Raw genomic sequence first — 16,035 nt, forward strand, 5'->3', positions numbered from 1 at the left:
TTCATTCATTATGAGGTCATTCTCACTTGATCCGTCTGCACGTCATCACTTATACGGACGAATTGTCCTTCGTTATAAGGATAACCTGCTTTCGTAATCTTCACTTTCACCAAACGGCCGATCATGTCTTCTGTTCCTTCAAATACGACCTTCATGTAGTTATCAGTATATCCTACATAAAGATTGTGCGTTCCGTCTTGTTCTTTGAAGGATTCTTCTGGAATAATCTCTAAGACGTCGCCTTCATATGCCGATGCATATTCTTTCGCAAGCTGATCAGAAAGAGCGATTAGACGGTGAACGCGTTCGTTTTTCACATTCTCATCTACTTGATCTTCCATCCTTGCAGCAGGCGTACCTGTCCGTTTGCTGTAAGGGAACACATGGAGCTCAGAGAATTGATGGTCTTTGACAAAATTGTATGTTTCCATAAATTCTTCTTCTGTTTCTCCTGGGAATCCAACGATCACATCTGAAGTGACAGCAAGACCTGGCAATGCTTTTTTGAGCTTCGTTAAACGCTCTGCAAAGAATTCCATTGTGTATTTACGGCGCATTCTTTTCAGTACAGTATTAGAGCCAGATTGAAGCGGAATGTGCAAGTGTCTCACAATTTTATCTGACTGATCGAGCACTTCAATCACTTCGTCTGTAATTTGACTTGCTTCAATGGATGAAATGCGGATTCGTTTTAATCCCGCCACACGTTCATCTAATTCTTTCAGAAGCTTAGCAAAGTTATAATCCTTTAAATCTTCACCATATCCACCTGTATGAATACCTGTTAATACAATTTCTTTGTAGCCAGCATCGACAAGCTGCTGCGCTTGATTGATGACTTCTTCTGGATCGCGAGAACGCAGTAATCCGCGAGCCCAAGGGATAATGCAGAATGTACAGAAATTGTTACAGCCTTCTTGGATTTTTAACGAAGCACGTGTTCTGTCAGTAAACGCAGGAACATCTAGTTCTTCAAAGACCCGTGCTTTCATGATATTGCCAACTCCATTGATCGGCTGTCTTTCTCTTCTGTATTCTTCAATATAACCAAGCAGTTTATGTCTGTCTTGTGTGCCAACCACAATATCAACGCCAGGAATCGCCATGATTTCTGCCGGAGACGTTTGTGCGTAACAGCCTGTTACACAAATGACACCATCCGGATTATGACGAATGGCTCTTCTAATGACTTGGCGGCTTTTTTTATCGCCTGTATTGGTGACGGTACATGTATTAATGACATATACGTCTGCTTTTGATTCATAATCTTTTCTTTCATAGCCAGCTTCTTTAAACAGTTGCCAGATGGCTTCTGTTTCGTAGTGATTGACCTTACAGCCAAGTGTATGGAACGCTACTGTTCCCATCATGATTCACCTCTTAATAACTCTGTTTGATAAGATATAGCAGAAAGCGCGTAAAGAGGAGCTGTTTCTGTTCTTAAAATGCGTGGTCCAAGCCCGCAAATGACTCCACCATGCGCTTCAAGTTCTTCAATCTCCTTTTCTGCTAAACCGCCTTCTGGACCAAAAACCACTAATAAGGTTTGTCCGCCCTTCATCTGTTGGAGCACCGTTTGAAACCGGCTTTGCTCGCCTTCTTTCGATGATTCTTCGTATGCAACGACACATTTATCGAATTCACCGGCCAGTTGAATCAGCTCTTTAAATGTTGATACTGGATGAACGCGCGGAATGATATTCCGGTAAGACTGCTCGGCAGCTTCTTTCGCAATTTTTTCCCAGCGATCTCGTTTTTTCAATGACTTTTTTTGGTCAAGTTTTGTAATCGAACGAGTCGCTTGAAACGGAATAAAAGCACTTGCGCCAAGCTCGGTGCCTTTTTGGATAATCCATTCAAGCTTATCCCCTTTTGGCAGACCGCTTGCAATCGTCACCTTAATCGGAAGTTCTCGATTCTGATTCGTCCAGCCTTCAAAGTGACAAATCACTTCTTCCTTTGTTATTGTATCAATTTTACTGAGCGCTTCAAAGCCGTCTGTCGTTAAGCAAAGGATGTCTTCTCCTGCTTTCATCCGCATGACGTTTGCAAGGTGATGAACATCTTCACCCTTTATGACGATGTTTCCCTTTTCCGTCACTTCTTCTTTTGTGAGGTCGATAAAATATCGTTGCATACGTGTCCTGACACCTACTCGCTTTATTTTTTCGCTATGATGCTGACCCAATCTTCCATTGACAGCACTTCAACAATCTCAAAACCGGCTTCTTCTAAAGCAGTTTTGACTTGTAATTTCTTTTGTCCGATAATGCCTGATGTAATAAAGTAACCGTCTTTCTTCAATAGATCATACGCTTGATCTGTAAAGCGCATGATGACCTCTGCGAGGATGTTGGCCACAATCACATCGCGTTCACCTGAAATCCCATCAAGTAAATTATTTTGTTTTACCGTTACTTGCTCGCTCACACCATTTAATTCGATGTTCTGCTTTGCACTTTCCACTGCAACGGTGTCGAGATCAAATGCATGAATGTCTTTTGCACCGAGCATTGCAGCAGCAACACTTAAAATGCCAGATCCTGTTCCAACGTCAATCACCGTGTCGTTTTCCTTCACATAGCGCTCAAGCGCCTGAATGCAAAGAACCGTTGTTGGATGTGTACCGGTTCCAAATGCCATTCCAGGGTCCATTTCGATGATCAATTCATCAGAATGAACGGGTGTGTACTCTTCCCATGTTGGGACGATGGTAAATTTCTCAGAGATTTTCACAGGATGATAGTATTTCTTCCATGCAGTCGCCCATTCTTCTTCGTTTACTTCACAAATTGACAGTGTATTTCGTCCAAGGTCAATATCGTATAGAAGAAGATTATTGATGGCTTCTTTGATCTCATCTACCGTTTCCATCAAAAAGCTATTCATCGGAAGGTAGGCTTTGACGATGACCCCTTCCTCAGGATAATCATTCGGATCGAGCTGGTAGATCTCACCGTATACATTTTCACGTTCCTTGACTAAATCAAGCGGGTCCTCAATCACGACACCACTTGCACCTGCTTCATGCAAAATATTGGTGATCGGTTCCACCGCTTCATTTGTTGTATGGACGCTTATTTCTGACCACTTCAATACTACCAACTCCTTATCCGTCTTACTCGCCTTTAAATGCGCGTTTCACCTTATCGAAAAAGCTCATTTCTTGTTCGTCCGGTTTATTTCCGCTCACTTCAGCAAATTTTCTAATGATATCTTTTTGATTTTCAGTTAAATTCGTCGGTGTTACGACGCGTACAACGATATGCTGATCGCCTTGACCATAACCGCGTACATTTTTTACACCTTTTCCTTTGAGTCTAAACTTCGTACCCGTTTGTGTGCCCGCAGGAACTTTTAATTTGACTTTCCCATGTAATGTCGGCACTTCAATTTCATCACCTAGTGCAGCCTGCGCAAAGGTAAGCGGCATTTCGCAGTAGATGTCATCTCCATCTCGTTCGAAGAATTCATGCGCCCTCACATGGAAAACAACAAATAGATCGCCTGGAGGTCCTCCATTTACACCTGGTTCACCTTGACCAGATACTCTAAGCTGCTGACCATCGTCCACACCTGCTGGGATCGTCACATTGATTTTCTTACGCTTACGCACTTTACCAGATCCACCACATGTTGAACACTTATGTTCAATTTGTTTACCAGTTCCGCTACAATAGTTACATACTCTGCGGTTGACTACTTTACCAAATGGCGTGGATTGCTCAACATTTAGTTGACCTGATCCGCCGCAATGTGAGCATGTCTTCGCCTGTGTTCCAGGTTTAGCACCTGATCCATGACACGTTTCACATGATTCCTCGCGGGGAATCTCGATCGTTGCTTCTTTCCCAAATGCCGCTTCTTCAAATGAAAGGGTCATTGTATATTGAAGGTCCGCTCCTTGACGCGGTGCATTTGGATCTCTTCTTCTGGCTCCGCCGCCAAAAATACTAGAGAAGATGTCATCAAAGCCTCCGAAGCCGCCAAAGTCTCCTCCACCGCCAAATCCGCCGCCACCAAATCCTTGGTTTGGATCGGTGTGACCGAACTGGTCATAATGTGAACGTTTTTGATCGTCAGAAAGGGTTTCATAGGCTTCTTTTACTTCTTTGAATTTATCATCTGAGCCAGCTTCTTTATTAATATCAGGGTGATACTTTTTTGAAAGCTTGCGGTATGCCTTTTTGATTTCGTCCTTTGAGGCGCTCTTACTCACGCCAAGCACTTCATAGTAATCACGCTTACTCATCTCTTCACACTCCCGATTTTCTCACATAAATACGATTGTATCATTTTAAATTGATCTTTTTCAATTCCTTTTCATCGTTGAAAAGAAAAAAGTCAAAGCCAAGAGATCCTGACTTTGACTTTCTGACGAGTACGTTTCAGCAGTCTTTTTCAAAAATAAAGGTGATTATTTTTTCTCTTGATCGTCGTTTACTTCTTCGTATTCTGCATCCACTACATTGTCATCTGCTTTTTGAGCACCTTCAGCGCCTTCTTGCTGAGCTTGTGCTTGTTTTGCAGCTTCTTCATAGAGCTTTGTCGTTAATTCTTGAACGATTGTTTGTAGCTCATCTTTTTTCGCTTTGATGTCTTCAAGCTCGCCTTTTTCGATCGCAGCTTTTAGCGCATCTTTTGCATCATTCGCTTTTTTCACTTGCTCTTCATCGATTTTGCCTTCAAGATCTTTTAATGTTTTTTCTGTTGTAAACACTAATTGATCTGCTTCATTGCGCACTTCGATTTCTTCTTTTTTCTTTGCATCTGCTTCAGCATTTTCTTCTGCTTCTTTGACCATTTTTTCGATCTCATCATCAGAAAGACCTGAAGAAGATTTGATTGTGATGTTTTGCTCTTTGCCTGTACCCATATCTTTCGCACGTACGTTGACAATACCGTTTTTATCGATATCAAAAGATACTTCGATTTGTGGTACGCCGCGTGGTGCTGGCGGGATATCAGTCAATTGGAAACGACCTAATGTTTTGTTGTCTGCTGCCATTGGACGCTCACCTTGTAAGACGTGAATGTCTACAGCAGTTTGGTTGTCAGCAGCCGTTGAGAATACTTGAGATTTACTTGTTGGAATGGTTGTATTACGTTCAATCAGCTTTGTGAATACGCCGCCCATTGTTTCAATTCCTAAAGAAAGTGGTGTGACGTCAAGAAGAACAACGTCTTTGACATCTCCTGTGATAACTCCACCTTGAATTGCCGCACCAAGTGCAACCACTTCATCAGGGTTTACGCCTTTATGAGGCTCTTTACCTGTTTCTTTTTTGATTGCTTCTTGTACTGCAGGAATACGAGTTGATCCACCAACAAGGATGACTTTATCAATCTCGCTAGCAGATAGACCAGCATCTTTCAGTGATTGACGTACAGGTGTCATTGTACGCTCTACAAGGTCTGCAGAAAGCTCTTCGAATTTAGCACGCGTTAGCGTTAATTCTAGGTGAAGAGGACCTGCATCTCCAGCTGTGATAAATGGCAGTGAGATTTGTGTAGAAGATACACCAGAAAGATCTTTTTTCGCTTTTTCAGCAGCATCTTTTAAACGCTGAAGCGCCATTTTATCTTTAGAAAGATCAATGCCGTTTTCTTTTTTGAACTCAGCCACTAGATGATCGATGATGACTTGGTCAAAATCGTCTCCACCTAGACGGTTGTCCCCAGCAGTTGAGCGTACTTCAAAGACGCCGTCTCCAAGCTCAAGGACTGATACGTCAAATGTACCGCCACCAAGGTCATATACAAGGATCGTTTGATCTTCATCTGTTTTATCTAAACCATAAGCAAGTGCAGCTGCTGTTGGTTCGTTGATGATACGTTCTACTTCAAGACCAGCAATTTTACCAGCATCTTTTGTTGCTTGGCGCTCTGCATCGTTGAAGTAAGCAGGAACTGTAATAACCGCTTTTGTTACTTCTTCGCCAAGATAAGCTTCAGCGTAAGATTTAAGGTGTTGAAGGATGATTGCAGAGATTTCCTGCGGCGTGTAGTTCTTGCCCTCAACTTCTACTTTATAATCTGTACCCATATGTCTTTTAACAGACATGATAGTGTTTGGGTTTGTAATTGATTGACGTTTTGCTACTTCACCTACTTGGCGCTCTCCATTTTTAAAAGCGACAACAGATGGTGTTGTACGTGCTCCTTCAGCATTTGCAATAACTTTTGGCTCGCCGCCTTCGAGTACTGCAACACATGAGTTTGTTGTTCCTAAGTCAATACCAATGATTTTACTCATATTCGATGACCTCCCATTATGTAGTTATTGATTTACTTTTACCATTGATGGACGAATAACTCGGTCTTTGAGTTTATAGCCCTTTTGCAATTCTTCTACAACGATGTTTGAATCGTAGTTTTCATCTTCAACTTGCATGACGGCTTGATGAAGGTTTGGATCGAACTCTTTGCCGACAGCTTCAATTGGTTCAACGCCTTCATTTTTCAACGCTTCTACCAGCTGGCGGTAAACCATTTGCATACCTTCTAACAAACTTTTCGTCTGCTCATTGTCTGGATCGATTCCAAGCGCTCTTTCAAAGTTGTCGAGAGCTGGGAGAAGGTCGCTGACAACATGTTGAGAACGATATTTTTGCACGGTCTCCACTTCAGTTCGAGCACGGCGTTTATAGTTTTCAAAATCTGCTTGAACACGCAGAATTTTGTTTTCTTTTTCATCTAGAAGCTGCTGCAATTCATCAATCTTCTCTTGGAAGGCAGACTGTTCATCGTGCTTTACTTCCTCAGTTTCTGCTTGAACTGCTTCTTCTTGTGCTTCAACCTCTGCTGCTTGCTCAGGTGTCTGTTTTTCTTCTGACATTGTGTTCACCTCCCTCAAAAGATTCAATTATACGAAGGGGCTGTGCCCCCACCTTTTATCACCCTACTCATCATACAAATTGGAAAGTGCGTTTGACAAGTCTTTTGATACATGATGCAAAAGACTAACGACTCGCCCGTAATCCATACGGGTTGGACCAATGACAGCGATGGAGCCGAGTGATTTTTGATCAATCGCATAAGTTGCTGTGATTAAACTGCAGTTCTCCATTGCTTCCAAATTGTTTTCTGAACCGATTTTAATGGTGATTCCTTGCTGATTTGGATGAAACAGCTGCATGACATCGTTCTTTTGTTCAATCAGCATCATGAGTGAACGAATGCGGTCAATGTCATGAAACTCTGGCTGGTTCAACATATTAATCTTCCCGCCAAAGAAAAGTTTTGATTCATTTTGTGTTGAAGTGAATGTGTTACCAAGTGCATCTAAAATATGATCATAGTCTTTTAAATGCGTGCGAAGGAGCATCACTACTTCTTTATACATCCTGTCCTTCAGCTGATCCATCGGGACTCCGGCTAAGCGGCTGTTTAAAATATTCATCAGCTTCTCAATATCGGAGACATCAAGATGCTCAGAGAAGGTAATGGTTTTGTTTTCAACATGCCCGCTGTCTGTAATCATAATCGCTACTGCTTTATTAGGCTGGACAGGGACAAGCTGAATTTGCTTCAATCGATTTTCACTTAGCTTTGGACCAAGGACAATCGATGTGTAGTTTGTGAGATCTGATAAAATTTCCGCCGATTTTTGAACTGTTTTTTCCAGCTCAAAAATTTTCTCCTGAAATACTGACTGGATGAGCACAAGCTCTTTAGATGACAGTTTTCGCGGAGAGAGCAAATGATCTACATAATAACGATATCCTTTTTCGGAAGGAATTCTTCCTGATGAAGAATGGGTCTTTTCAATAAAACCGAGTTCCTCCAAATCAGCCATTTCGTTTCTAATCGTCGCAGAGCTGAATGTAATGTCTTCTTTTTTGGAAAGAGTCCTTGATCCAACTGGCTGCGCCGAACGAATAAAGTCATTAATAATGACTTGTAGAATCAAAAGCTGACGATTTGTTAACATCATCATCACCCCTGTTAGCACTCTCTTTCAACGAGTGCTAATTGTATAAACAAAATTACCAAACTCAAATTAAAATGTCAATTATAACTCACCGAGAAACGCTTGAAATACTTCATTCCCTAACAATTTTCCTTTTCTTGTTAAACGAATGCCAATCTCATCCTGTTCAATGAGACCTTTTTCTGCTAATTCTTCAAGAACGGCGGGAAAGAGTGCTTCTGGTGATGCTCCAAATTTCGCTTGAAAGTGAGCACTTTTCACGCCTTCAATTTTCCGCAAACCTAAGAACATTTCCTCTTCGATCTGATCTGCTTTTGTCACCTGATGCGTTTCCTTATATGGAAGCCCTGTTTGTTCAATGAGCTCTAAGTAATGCTTCACTGGTCCAGCGTTCACATTGCGGACGCCATCTACATACCCGTGCGCTCCTGCGCCAAAACCAAAGTAATCTTCGTTGCTCCAATAGGTGAGGTTATGCTGGCTTTCAAAACCTGGTTTGGCGTAATTGCTAATCTCATATTGTTTGAGTCCGTGCCGCTCCATTTCATCCATGACGAGCTCATACATTTCAGCCTCACGTTCTTGCGGTGGTAAATGCAGTTTCCCTTTTTGCATCAAATTGTAAAAGACCGTCTTTGGCTCGACAATCAGCGAATAAACCGAATAATGTTCTGCACCTAATGAAAAAGCGGTCTCTAGTGAATGCATGACATGATGCTTCTCTTGATGAGGCAAACCAAACATAAGATCAAGACTAATGTTGTCAAACCCAACTTCTCTTGCTCGCTCGAAAGATGTGAGAACATCTTTCTTTTGATGAACCCGTCCGATTTTTTTGAGCAGGTCATCTTCAAATGTTTGAACACCAAAGCTCAGCCGATTAACGCCTGCTGATTTTAAGACATTCAATTTCTCAAGCGATAGTTCGTCTGGGTTTGCTTCTACTGCAAACTCGATTAAGTTTTTGGTTGGTTTTAATACGCGGTGAATGCTGTCCATAAGCTGATCTAACTGGCTGGTTGTCAGTGATGTCGGGGTTCCTCCGCCAATAAAGATCGTCTTTAGTTCTTGCTCCCCTTTTTGATCGATCGTGTGCTGCATTTCTTTTTCAAGAGCGACTAAGTATTCATCGACCGGCTGGGTTTTAATGAAAAATTTATTAAAATCACAATAGTGACAAATGTGCTCACAAAATGGAATGTGAATGTATGCTGCTTTCATTTGTTGACACCTTCTTTACAGGTAAAGAGCCGCAGTTTATCGCTGCGGCCTCTTCGTTTGTTTTCGACTATAAACGTCAAGGCGAGCATTGTAAAGCAGGTTGCCTTGAGGATGTTATTTTTTCGGTGTGCTGTCGTCCATTTTCAGCACGGCCATAAATGCTTCTTGTGGGACTTCTACAGAACCCACTTGCTTCATGCGCTTTTTCCCTTCTTTTTGCTTCTCAAGAAGCTTTCTTTTCCGGGAAATATCTCCACCATAACACTTCGCTAGTACGTTCTTGCGCATTGCTTTAATGGTAGACCGAGCAACAATTTTTTGACCGATCGCTGCCTGAACTGGTACTTCAAAATGCTGGCGCGGAATCAGTTCTTTCAGCTTTTCTACAATGATCTTTCCGCGTTCATATGCATAATCGCGGTGAACAATAAAGGAAAGTGCATCGATTTTTTCGCCATTAAGCATGATATCCATTTTCACTAGAGTGGATGGGCGATAGCCGATCAGCTCGTAATCAAAGGATGCATACCCTTTTGTATTGGACTTTAATTGATCAAAGAATTCGTATACGATCTCTGCCAGAGGAATTTCGTACACAATGCTCACGCGGTTTGCATCAAGATATTGCATATCAATGAAATTGCCGCGCTTTCCTTGGCAAAGCTCCATCACAGAACCAACATAATCATTTGGCACCATCATTGTTGCCTTCACGTATGGCTCTTCAATTCGCTCAATCTTTTGCGGATCAGGCAAATTGGATGGGTTATCTACAACGATTTTTTCTCCGTCTGTCATATACACATCGTAAATAACACTTGGCGCTGTGGTAATGAGGTCGATTTTAAATTCACGTTCAATCCGTTCTTGGATGATTTCCATATGAAGCATGCCAAGGAAGCCGCAGCGGAAGCCGAAGCCAAGTGCTTGGGATGTCTCTGCCTCATATTGAAGTGAAGAATCATTTAATTCAAGCTTTTCTAACGCTTCACGCAAGTCGTTATATTTCGCTGTGTCAATTGGATAAAGGCCGCAGTACACCATTGGGTTCAGCTTTCTATATCCAGGTAGAGCTTCTTTCGCAGGGTTTACCGCACTTGTGATCGTATCCCCTACACGTGTATCGCCGACATTTTTAATAGCAGCTGTTAAATAACCAACATCTCCAACAGTGAGTTCGTCTGTTGGCATTGCTTTCGGTGTAAATACGCCGACTTCAAGCACTTCAAATTCTTTGCCTGTCGCCATCATCTTAATTTTTTGACCCGGTTTTACGGTTCCTTCAACAATTCGTATGTAAGCAATGACGCCACGATACGCATCGTAGAGAGAATCAAAAATGAGGGCTTGAAGTGGTGCTTCTGGATCTCCAGCTGGTGCCGGCACCTTTTCGACGATTTGTTCTAAAATATCCTCGATCCCGATGCCCGCCTTAGCAGAGGTGAGAACAGCTTCAGATGCATCCAACCCGATGACATCTTCAATTTCTTGTCTTACACGTTCAGGTTCTGCACTCGGCAGATCAATTTTGTTAATGATCGGCAGGATTTCTAAGTTGTTATCAAGAGCTAAATAAACGTTCGCAAGTGTCTGTGCTTCAATGCCTTGTGCTGCATCCACCACAAGAATTGCACCTTCACAGGCAGCTAGGCTTCGAGATACCTCATAGGTGAAGTCGACATGCCCTGGTGTATCAATCAGGTGCATAATATATTCTTCTCCATCCTTCGCCTGATATTTCAGCTGGACAGAGTTTAATTTGATCGTAATGCCGCGTTCACGCTCTAAGTCCATGGAATCAAGTAATTGTTCTTTCATTTCTCGTTGCGTAATCGCCGCTGTTTTTTCCAAAATACGGTCAGCCAATGTGGATTTCCCATGGTCAATATGGGCGATAATGGAGAAATTTCGAATTCTTGATTGCCGTTCTAATCGTTTTTCTTTATCTGTCACAATCTATCACTCCTACTATAAAACGCGGGTTGCGCTAGGTTAGATTATATCAATAGGGCTGTAAAGATTCAATCGAAATCAAGAAAAGCCGCTCATCGGTTAGCGGCTTTTGCGAAAAGGTGTGATATCTTATGAAATAACATCCAACATGATGCTTACAACAGTTTATTTACCATTCACCCAATCATAAAGTGTACGGGCTGCATGCGTCATACCATCTGATAATGCTTTTCCGGCCTTAGAGAAGGCATTAAAGCTCTCCATTTCTTCTAGCTGCTTTTGTTTTTCTGCTAAGTCCTTTTGTGTGACAGCTGTTCCGAGGATAGAAGCTTCTTTTTCTTGATCATCATTCGTTTGCACAGTGAAGGCCCCTTTTAATTGTGGATCATGATACCCTTTCATTTGCAGCATGCCATTATTGGCTTGCTGCATTCCTAAAAAGACACCGAATAGCAATACGAGCGATAAAATAATGGTTTTTCCGATAAATGAGCCCATGTCCTCCACCACCTTAAGACCGTTTTTTCTCATCCTTTGCTTTGCCGTCTACCTTTTCTGCGTCCCAGAAAATTTCACTGAACACATCAGCTGCTGCATTGGATGCGTTTTTCAGTTCTTCCATATTATTATCCACACCGCCAAATTCTAATAGGAGGGCTTTGTCAGATAAATCTTGATTATAGATTCCATTATCACCAATTTCTCCTTTGGCAAACACACCGACACTAAGTCCTTTATATTTTTTCTCCATCAAATGGTGGAACTCTGTCGCCAGCTTTAAGTTTTTCTCATAGCTTTGATTCTTCTTCCCTACAACAAACGCGATTCTCGCATATTTCTTGCCTTTGATTTCTACTGTCGTATCTTTCTTTCTTCTTGAATCCCGGTGAATATCGATTAAGTAATCTAGGTCATCATTTTTAGCGAGAGCTTCTTTTACAACCAATCTGGATTCATTATATGATTGAGGATACTTCAACCCTTTTTTCAGCAGTCTTTTTTCAATTTCTGTTTTATCCACTGTGTTGCCGATTCCTTGCTGATCGAGCGCTTTACCAAACATCTCCCCGACAAGGGTGACGTTCACTTTTGAGTGGCGCGCATTGTTTGGGTTTGTTTCTCCTTTTAAAAATGGTAAATATGATTCCGTATTATGTGTGTGATAAATGTATACAGCTTTTCGTTTTCCTGTCGACTGGTCCGGCTCTTTTGCAGGCGTTTTCGGTTCATCTTCATCAAGCTTGTCCAGCTCAGCTAGATTTGCTTCTTTTTCATCTTTGATGACTTCACTTGGAGGCGGCGATTCCATTGGCATATTCGTATAGTCTGTACCTTCACCTGCTAGGATGATTTTTGTATCAAAGTGTTCAAAGCCTGGCAGCTCTCTTCCTAGAAAACTGCGGGGGTCTTCTAAATTGATACTTGTGGCAAGTTTGAGTGACAGCCCGGAGAAATGAAATCCTTTTTGATCTTCAGGGACTGCTGAGGCAAAATATTGATTTTCCATCCCCATTAGAGTTGCAAAGAATGCCCCTGACAGCTCATCTGCCACACCATATAATGACGCTTGAGGCCTAAGCTCAGGTTTTAAAGACGTCAAAGCCCCTGACATGACAAACACAACCACCAGAGAGACAATAAACAAAAAAATACTCTTCACTACTTTTGTTCCATTAATCGCAACGACCAACTGTCGAGGACGGCGAGGTCTTTTTTTCATGATTTACTCCCTCCAGCACGCTTTCTAGTAATTACACTATGAGCGAGCTAGAGAAAGTAGAACTGATTAATGATTATAGGAACCCATGTTGTCTTGAGAGATTTTTTGATGAAGTGCTGTATTTAACCCATTGGCGAGTACGTTCGCCATGTCATCAATGAATGTATCCACTTCCTTCGGTGTGACCATTAGATTTTGTCCTAGCGGTGCAAGTACCTCATGGATCAACTGTCTTTTTTCTTCTTCAGGAAGCGTTCCGACGATTCCTAAAAAGGATTGACGCGTTTCATCATCTGGCAAATCCTCTTCATTCAGCACTTTTTTCTTCCCAAATGTCAGACCCGCTGGTACTAAAGATCGGGAAGGTCTATCATCTTTCAGTTCTCTACCAAAATGCTTTAACACGTAATCAATCGTGTCACTTGCGATCGTGACTGCATCGACCACTGTCGGTACACCAATGGCAATGACTGGAATCCCCAAAGTCTCTTTGCTTAATTCTTTTCGTTTATTTCCGACACCCGATCCTGGATGTATACCTGTATCAGAAATTTGAATTGTCGTATTCACCCGTTCTACTGCACGTGCAGCCAGTGCATCGATGGCGATCACAAAATCTGGTTTAGATCGTTCAATGACACCTTGTATAATGTCACTTGTTTCTATACCAGTCAGCCCCATGACCCCAGGCGATAATGAAGACACTGGGCGATAGCCTTCCTGCACATTCTCAGGCTGTAATTCAAATAAATGGCGTGTCACCAGCAAATTTTCAACTGTGAGCGGCCCTAAAGCATCCGGCGTGACATTCCAATTTCCGAGTCCTACGACAAGACAGCTCGCATCCGCCTGAATGCCGTGATCTTTTAAAAATTGAGCAAAATGATGGGCAAAAACTTCAACCACTTTTTCTTGCATCTCAGAGTCTTTCTCCCGAATTCCTTGCGCCTCAAGCGTCAAGTATGTCCCTGCCTTTTTTCCGGTCAACTCTTCTCCTTCTGTCGTAATCTCCACAGTGCGGATGCGGATGCCGTGCTCTTCCTTCTCCTTCTCAACAATTCCTTGAATACCGTCCTTTTTGACCACATTCGGATCGTTCTCTTGTTCTAGTATCTCTTTTGTTTCAACGGCCAAATCGGTCCGGATTTGATAAGCGCTTAAATCAAGTTTCTGTTTCTTCATGAAAAGGCTCCTTCCATCAAGTAATTAACAGTAGTCTTTCCATCTCTTTCAAGAAACATTCGAGCGCTTCATCAATGAAAAATACTTTACATTTATATTGCATTCTAAAGGTGTGTTTGATAGAATACAATTTGTTCTATTGTGAAGATTTAACCTTAAGACAATTGTGTTTAGGTTGTATCTTAGGAGGTGAAACACATGCCAAATATTAAATCAGCGATCAAACGTACAAAAACGAATAACGAACGCCGTGCACACAACGCAACAATCAAGTCTGCGATGCGTACTGCGATTAAACAAGTTGAAGTTTCTGTAGCTAACAACGATGCTGAGCAAGCAAAAGCTGCTCTTTCTTCTGCTGCAAAACGCATTGACAAAGCCGTTAAAACTGGTCTTGTACACAAAAACGCAGCTGCGCGTTACAAATCAAGACTTGCGAAACAAGTAAACGGACTTTCTGCATAATGTTTGCAACGCCTCAGTGATGAGGCACCTGTTTAACTGTACGTCCGTCCTGAACGGCTCAGCCATAAGGACAGACTGGCAATTATACATCTAAACAAAAACGACCCTCTTTTGAGAAGGTCGTTTTTTTATGTTCAAGCCCCTAATAACCGAAGCAGGAACAATTCTAATAATAGCTGCTTGTCCTTTTTACCCGTTTTCATTTCATAATCAATCGTGGAGAGCTCTTTGACGATGTACTTTAGCTCTTCTTCTGAAAACAGTCTTGCCTGATCCATCGCGAGTTTGACCCGAAAAGGGTGGACTTTCAGGTTTGACGCAATTTGTTTTTGCCCGTATCCCTGCTGAGCAAAGTACTTTGTCTGCAATATCAACCGAAATTGATTTGAAATGAGTGCCAATATTTTAATGGGTTCCTCATTTTGCTTTAGGAGGTCATAAAACATTTGCATCGCTTCAGACCGGCGCCTGTTCACGATTTGGTTAATCAGTTCGAAAATATTCTGCTCCAAACTTCGTGCAACGAGCTGATTGACATCCGCCGGCTCAATTTCCTCTCGCTGCCCAATATATGTACTTAGCTTTCGAACCTCTTGAAAAAGTGAGGACAGGCTCCCGCCACATAACATGACAAGCTGTTCTGCCGCTTCAGCCGAGATTGTTTTTCCTTCTGTTTTCACCAGCGTGATGGTGAAATCTGTTGTTTCTTTCGGATTTAACTCTTTCGCCTCAACTACAGCCGCTTTCTTTTTTAACAATTTGGTGATTTTCTTACGTTCGTCCAGTTTTTCATATGGGGCCAATAACACGAGAATCGTGTAGGGTGCTGGCTTTTCTAAATAAGCTTCTAACACAGAAAGCTGATGCTCGATCTTTTCTTTTTTCTTTTCTGCAGTGAGGAAATAAGGGTTCTTGATCACAACGAGACGCCGCTCTCCCATAAACGGAAATGTTTCTGCGTCCGTCACAGCCTGCTCAAGCGGCACCTCTTCCATATCGAAGACAGAGTAATTAAAATCCTTTGTTTCTTCGTCGACGACAGCTTGTCTCAATTTTGCAGCTGTCTCTTGAAGTAAATACGTTTCTTTTCCATATAAGCAATAAACGGGGTGAATATCCCCTTTTTTTAAATTGTTCCATACTTCAAAGACCATTCGCTTAAATCCCTCTCTTTCACTTCCTCCTCTATCCTAAAGTGTGTAGAGACATTAGTAAAGAGGAAGCTGAAAGTGCCGCCTCCTCATTTATAGTAAACGTCTCACGTAAGCTCCCGGGTCAGCTTACAGTCAGACGATATTCACAAAATGATCATGAAAATGGAAAACGGTTACTTTACCTTCTAGCAATTCCAAATGAGTTCAAGTATACTAAAAATAGCCAGGAGGGATGAAAATGAATGAATTTGAAAAGAATGTTCAAAGCAAGCGGAATGATGTGACCGACTCAGCTGTTGGTTTTATCGTCACATTCGGATTTTTCGCCTCAATGTTTATTTTGGCAACTGTGATACACCTCGTTGGATCTTAACTACATGAATGCAAGATGACTGCCGTTTTGGCAG

General features: G+C 42.0%; 15 protein-coding genes. 2 read left to right on the plus strand and 13 right to left on the minus strand.

Annotated elements, in window-relative coordinates; genetic code table 11:
* Window positions 1–8 precede the first annotated feature (8 nt).
* From mtaB to gpr, 12 genes are all read right to left on the minus strand, one after another.
* A complete protein-coding gene (mtaB, locus tag EBQ12_RS18080; RefSeq protein WP_017367626.1) occupies window positions 9–1,367 on the minus strand; it encodes a tRNA (N(6)-L-threonylcarbamoyladenosine(37)-C(2))-methylthiotransferase MtaB in 1,359 nt (452 codons plus the stop codon).
* Window positions 1,367–2,137, minus strand: a complete 771-nt coding sequence (locus EBQ12_RS18085) for a 16S rRNA (uracil(1498)-N(3))-methyltransferase (protein ID WP_079919488.1) — start codon at window positions 2,135–2,137, stop codon at window positions 1,367–1,369. Before EBQ12_RS18085 ends, mtaB begins: the two co-directional genes overlap by 1 nt.
* A gap of 23 nt (window positions 2,138–2,160) precedes the next feature.
* Window positions 2,161–3,096, minus strand: coding sequence for a 50S ribosomal protein L11 methyltransferase (gene prmA / locus EBQ12_RS18090; RefSeq protein WP_017358022.1), 936 nt, complete (start codon window positions 3,094–3,096; stop codon window positions 2,161–2,163).
* 22 nt (window positions 3,097–3,118) lie between these two features.
* Entirely contained in the window at window positions 3,119–4,252 is a 1,134-nt protein-coding gene (dnaJ, locus tag EBQ12_RS18095; RefSeq protein WP_008342467.1) for a molecular chaperone DnaJ, read from the minus strand.
* 165 nt (window positions 4,253–4,417) lie between these two features.
* Window positions 4,418–6,256: a molecular chaperone DnaK gene (dnaK, locus tag EBQ12_RS18100; protein ID WP_008342469.1), complete on the minus strand. Its 1,839-nt coding sequence runs from the start codon at window positions 6,254–6,256 to the stop codon at window positions 4,418–4,420.
* 24 nt (window positions 6,257–6,280) lie between these two features.
* On the minus strand, window positions 6,281–6,838 hold the full coding sequence (gene grpE, locus EBQ12_RS18105) for a nucleotide exchange factor GrpE (RefSeq protein WP_008342471.1): 558 nt from the start codon (window positions 6,836–6,838) through the stop codon (window positions 6,281–6,283).
* A gap of 63 nt (window positions 6,839–6,901) precedes the next feature.
* Window positions 6,902–7,933: a heat-inducible transcriptional repressor HrcA gene (gene hrcA, locus EBQ12_RS18110; RefSeq protein ID WP_008342473.1), complete on the minus strand. Its 1,032-nt coding sequence runs from the start codon at window positions 7,931–7,933 to the stop codon at window positions 6,902–6,904.
* Window positions 7,934–8,014: 81 nt separating this feature from the next.
* Window positions 8,015–9,154, minus strand: coding sequence for a radical SAM family heme chaperone HemW (hemW, locus tag EBQ12_RS18115; RefSeq protein ID WP_125590955.1), 1,140 nt, complete (start codon window positions 9,152–9,154; stop codon window positions 8,015–8,017).
* 114 nt (window positions 9,155–9,268) lie between these two features.
* The gene (lepA, locus tag EBQ12_RS18120) at window positions 9,269–11,107 is read right to left on the minus strand and encodes a translation elongation factor 4 (RefSeq protein WP_008342476.1); all 1,839 of its coding nucleotides are present in this window, start codon (window positions 11,105–11,107) and stop codon (window positions 9,269–9,271) included.
* A 165-nt stretch (window positions 11,108–11,272) separates the two neighbouring features.
* Entirely contained in the window at window positions 11,273–11,605 is a 333-nt protein-coding gene (locus EBQ12_RS18125) for a YqxA family protein (protein ID WP_017358024.1), read from the minus strand.
* 13 nt (window positions 11,606–11,618) lie between these two features.
* On the minus strand, window positions 11,619–12,827 hold the full coding sequence (locus EBQ12_RS18130; protein ID WP_007501337.1) for a stage II sporulation protein P: 1,209 nt from the start codon (window positions 12,825–12,827) through the stop codon (window positions 11,619–11,621).
* A 66-nt stretch (window positions 12,828–12,893) separates the two neighbouring features.
* On the minus strand, window positions 12,894–14,009 hold the full coding sequence (gene gpr / locus EBQ12_RS18135; RefSeq protein WP_008342483.1) for a GPR endopeptidase: 1,116 nt from the start codon (window positions 14,007–14,009) through the stop codon (window positions 12,894–12,896).
* Window positions 14,010–14,207: 198 nt separating this feature from the next.
* On the opposite strand from gpr, the gene rpsT reads away from it, so the two are divergent.
* Window positions 14,208–14,474 (plus strand): 30S ribosomal protein S20, encoded by a 267-nt coding sequence (rpsT, locus tag EBQ12_RS18140; protein WP_008342485.1) that lies wholly within the window; start codon window positions 14,208–14,210, stop codon window positions 14,472–14,474.
* Between the two features lie 134 nt (window positions 14,475–14,608).
* Here rpsT and holA read toward each other — a convergent pair whose 3' ends face one another.
* Window positions 14,609–15,628 (minus strand): DNA polymerase III subunit delta, encoded by a 1,020-nt coding sequence (gene holA, locus EBQ12_RS18145; RefSeq protein WP_081114324.1) that lies wholly within the window; start codon window positions 15,626–15,628, stop codon window positions 14,609–14,611.
* Window positions 15,629–15,866: 238 nt separating this feature from the next.
* Between holA and EBQ12_RS18150 the strand changes: the two genes are divergently transcribed.
* The gene (locus EBQ12_RS18150) at window positions 15,867–16,001 is read left to right on the plus strand and encodes a YqzM family protein (protein WP_008342491.1); all 135 of its coding nucleotides are present in this window, start codon (window positions 15,867–15,869) and stop codon (window positions 15,999–16,001) included.
* The last annotated feature ends 34 nt before the right edge of the window (window positions 16,002–16,035 follow it).

Source organism: Bacillus sp. 2B09, from assembly GCF_003946835.1.
Taxonomy (GTDB): domain Bacteria; phylum Bacillota; class Bacilli; order Bacillales; family Bacillaceae; genus Bacillus; species Bacillus altitudinis.

Coding starts and splice junctions, on each gene's coding strand:
- EBQ12_RS18125 (WP_017358024.1), bottom strand. CDS start 11,605: ATGGGCTCATTTATCGGAAAAACCATTATTTTATCGCTCGTATTGCTA.
- holA (WP_081114324.1), bottom strand. CDS start 15,628: ATGGTCTTTGAAGTATGGAACAATTTAAAAAAAGGGGATATTCACCCC.
- hemW (WP_125590955.1), bottom strand. CDS start 9,154: ATGAAAGCAGCATACATTCACATTCCATTTTGTGAGCACATTTGTCAC.
- grpE (WP_008342471.1), bottom strand. CDS start 6,838: ATGTCAGAAGAAAAACAGACACCTGAGCAAGCAGCAGAGGTTGAAGCA.
- mtaB (WP_017367626.1), bottom strand. CDS start 1,367: ATGGGAACAGTAGCGTTCCATACACTTGGCTGTAAGGTCAATCACTAC.
- gpr (WP_008342483.1), bottom strand. CDS start 14,009: ATGAAGAAACAGAAACTTGATTTAAGCGCTTATCAAATCCGGACCGAT.
- dnaK (WP_008342469.1), bottom strand. CDS start 6,256: ATGAGTAAAATCATTGGTATTGACTTAGGAACAACAAACTCATGTGTT.
- dnaJ (WP_008342467.1), bottom strand. CDS start 4,252: ATGAGTAAGCGTGATTACTATGAAGTGCTTGGCGTGAGTAAGAGCGCC.
- hrcA (WP_008342473.1), bottom strand. CDS start 7,933: ATGTTAACAAATCGTCAGCTTTTGATTCTACAAGTCATTATTAATGAC.
- EBQ12_RS18085 (WP_079919488.1), bottom strand. CDS start 2,137: ATGCAACGATATTTTATCGACCTCACAAAAGAAGAAGTGACGGAAAAG.
- EBQ12_RS18150 (WP_008342491.1), top strand. CDS start 15,867: ATGAATGAATTTGAAAAGAATGTTCAAAGCAAGCGGAATGATGTGACC.
- EBQ12_RS18130 (WP_007501337.1), bottom strand. CDS start 12,827: ATGAAAAAAAGACCTCGCCGTCCTCGACAGTTGGTCGTTGCGATTAAT.
- rpsT (WP_008342485.1), top strand. CDS start 14,208: ATGCCAAATATTAAATCAGCGATCAAACGTACAAAAACGAATAACGAA.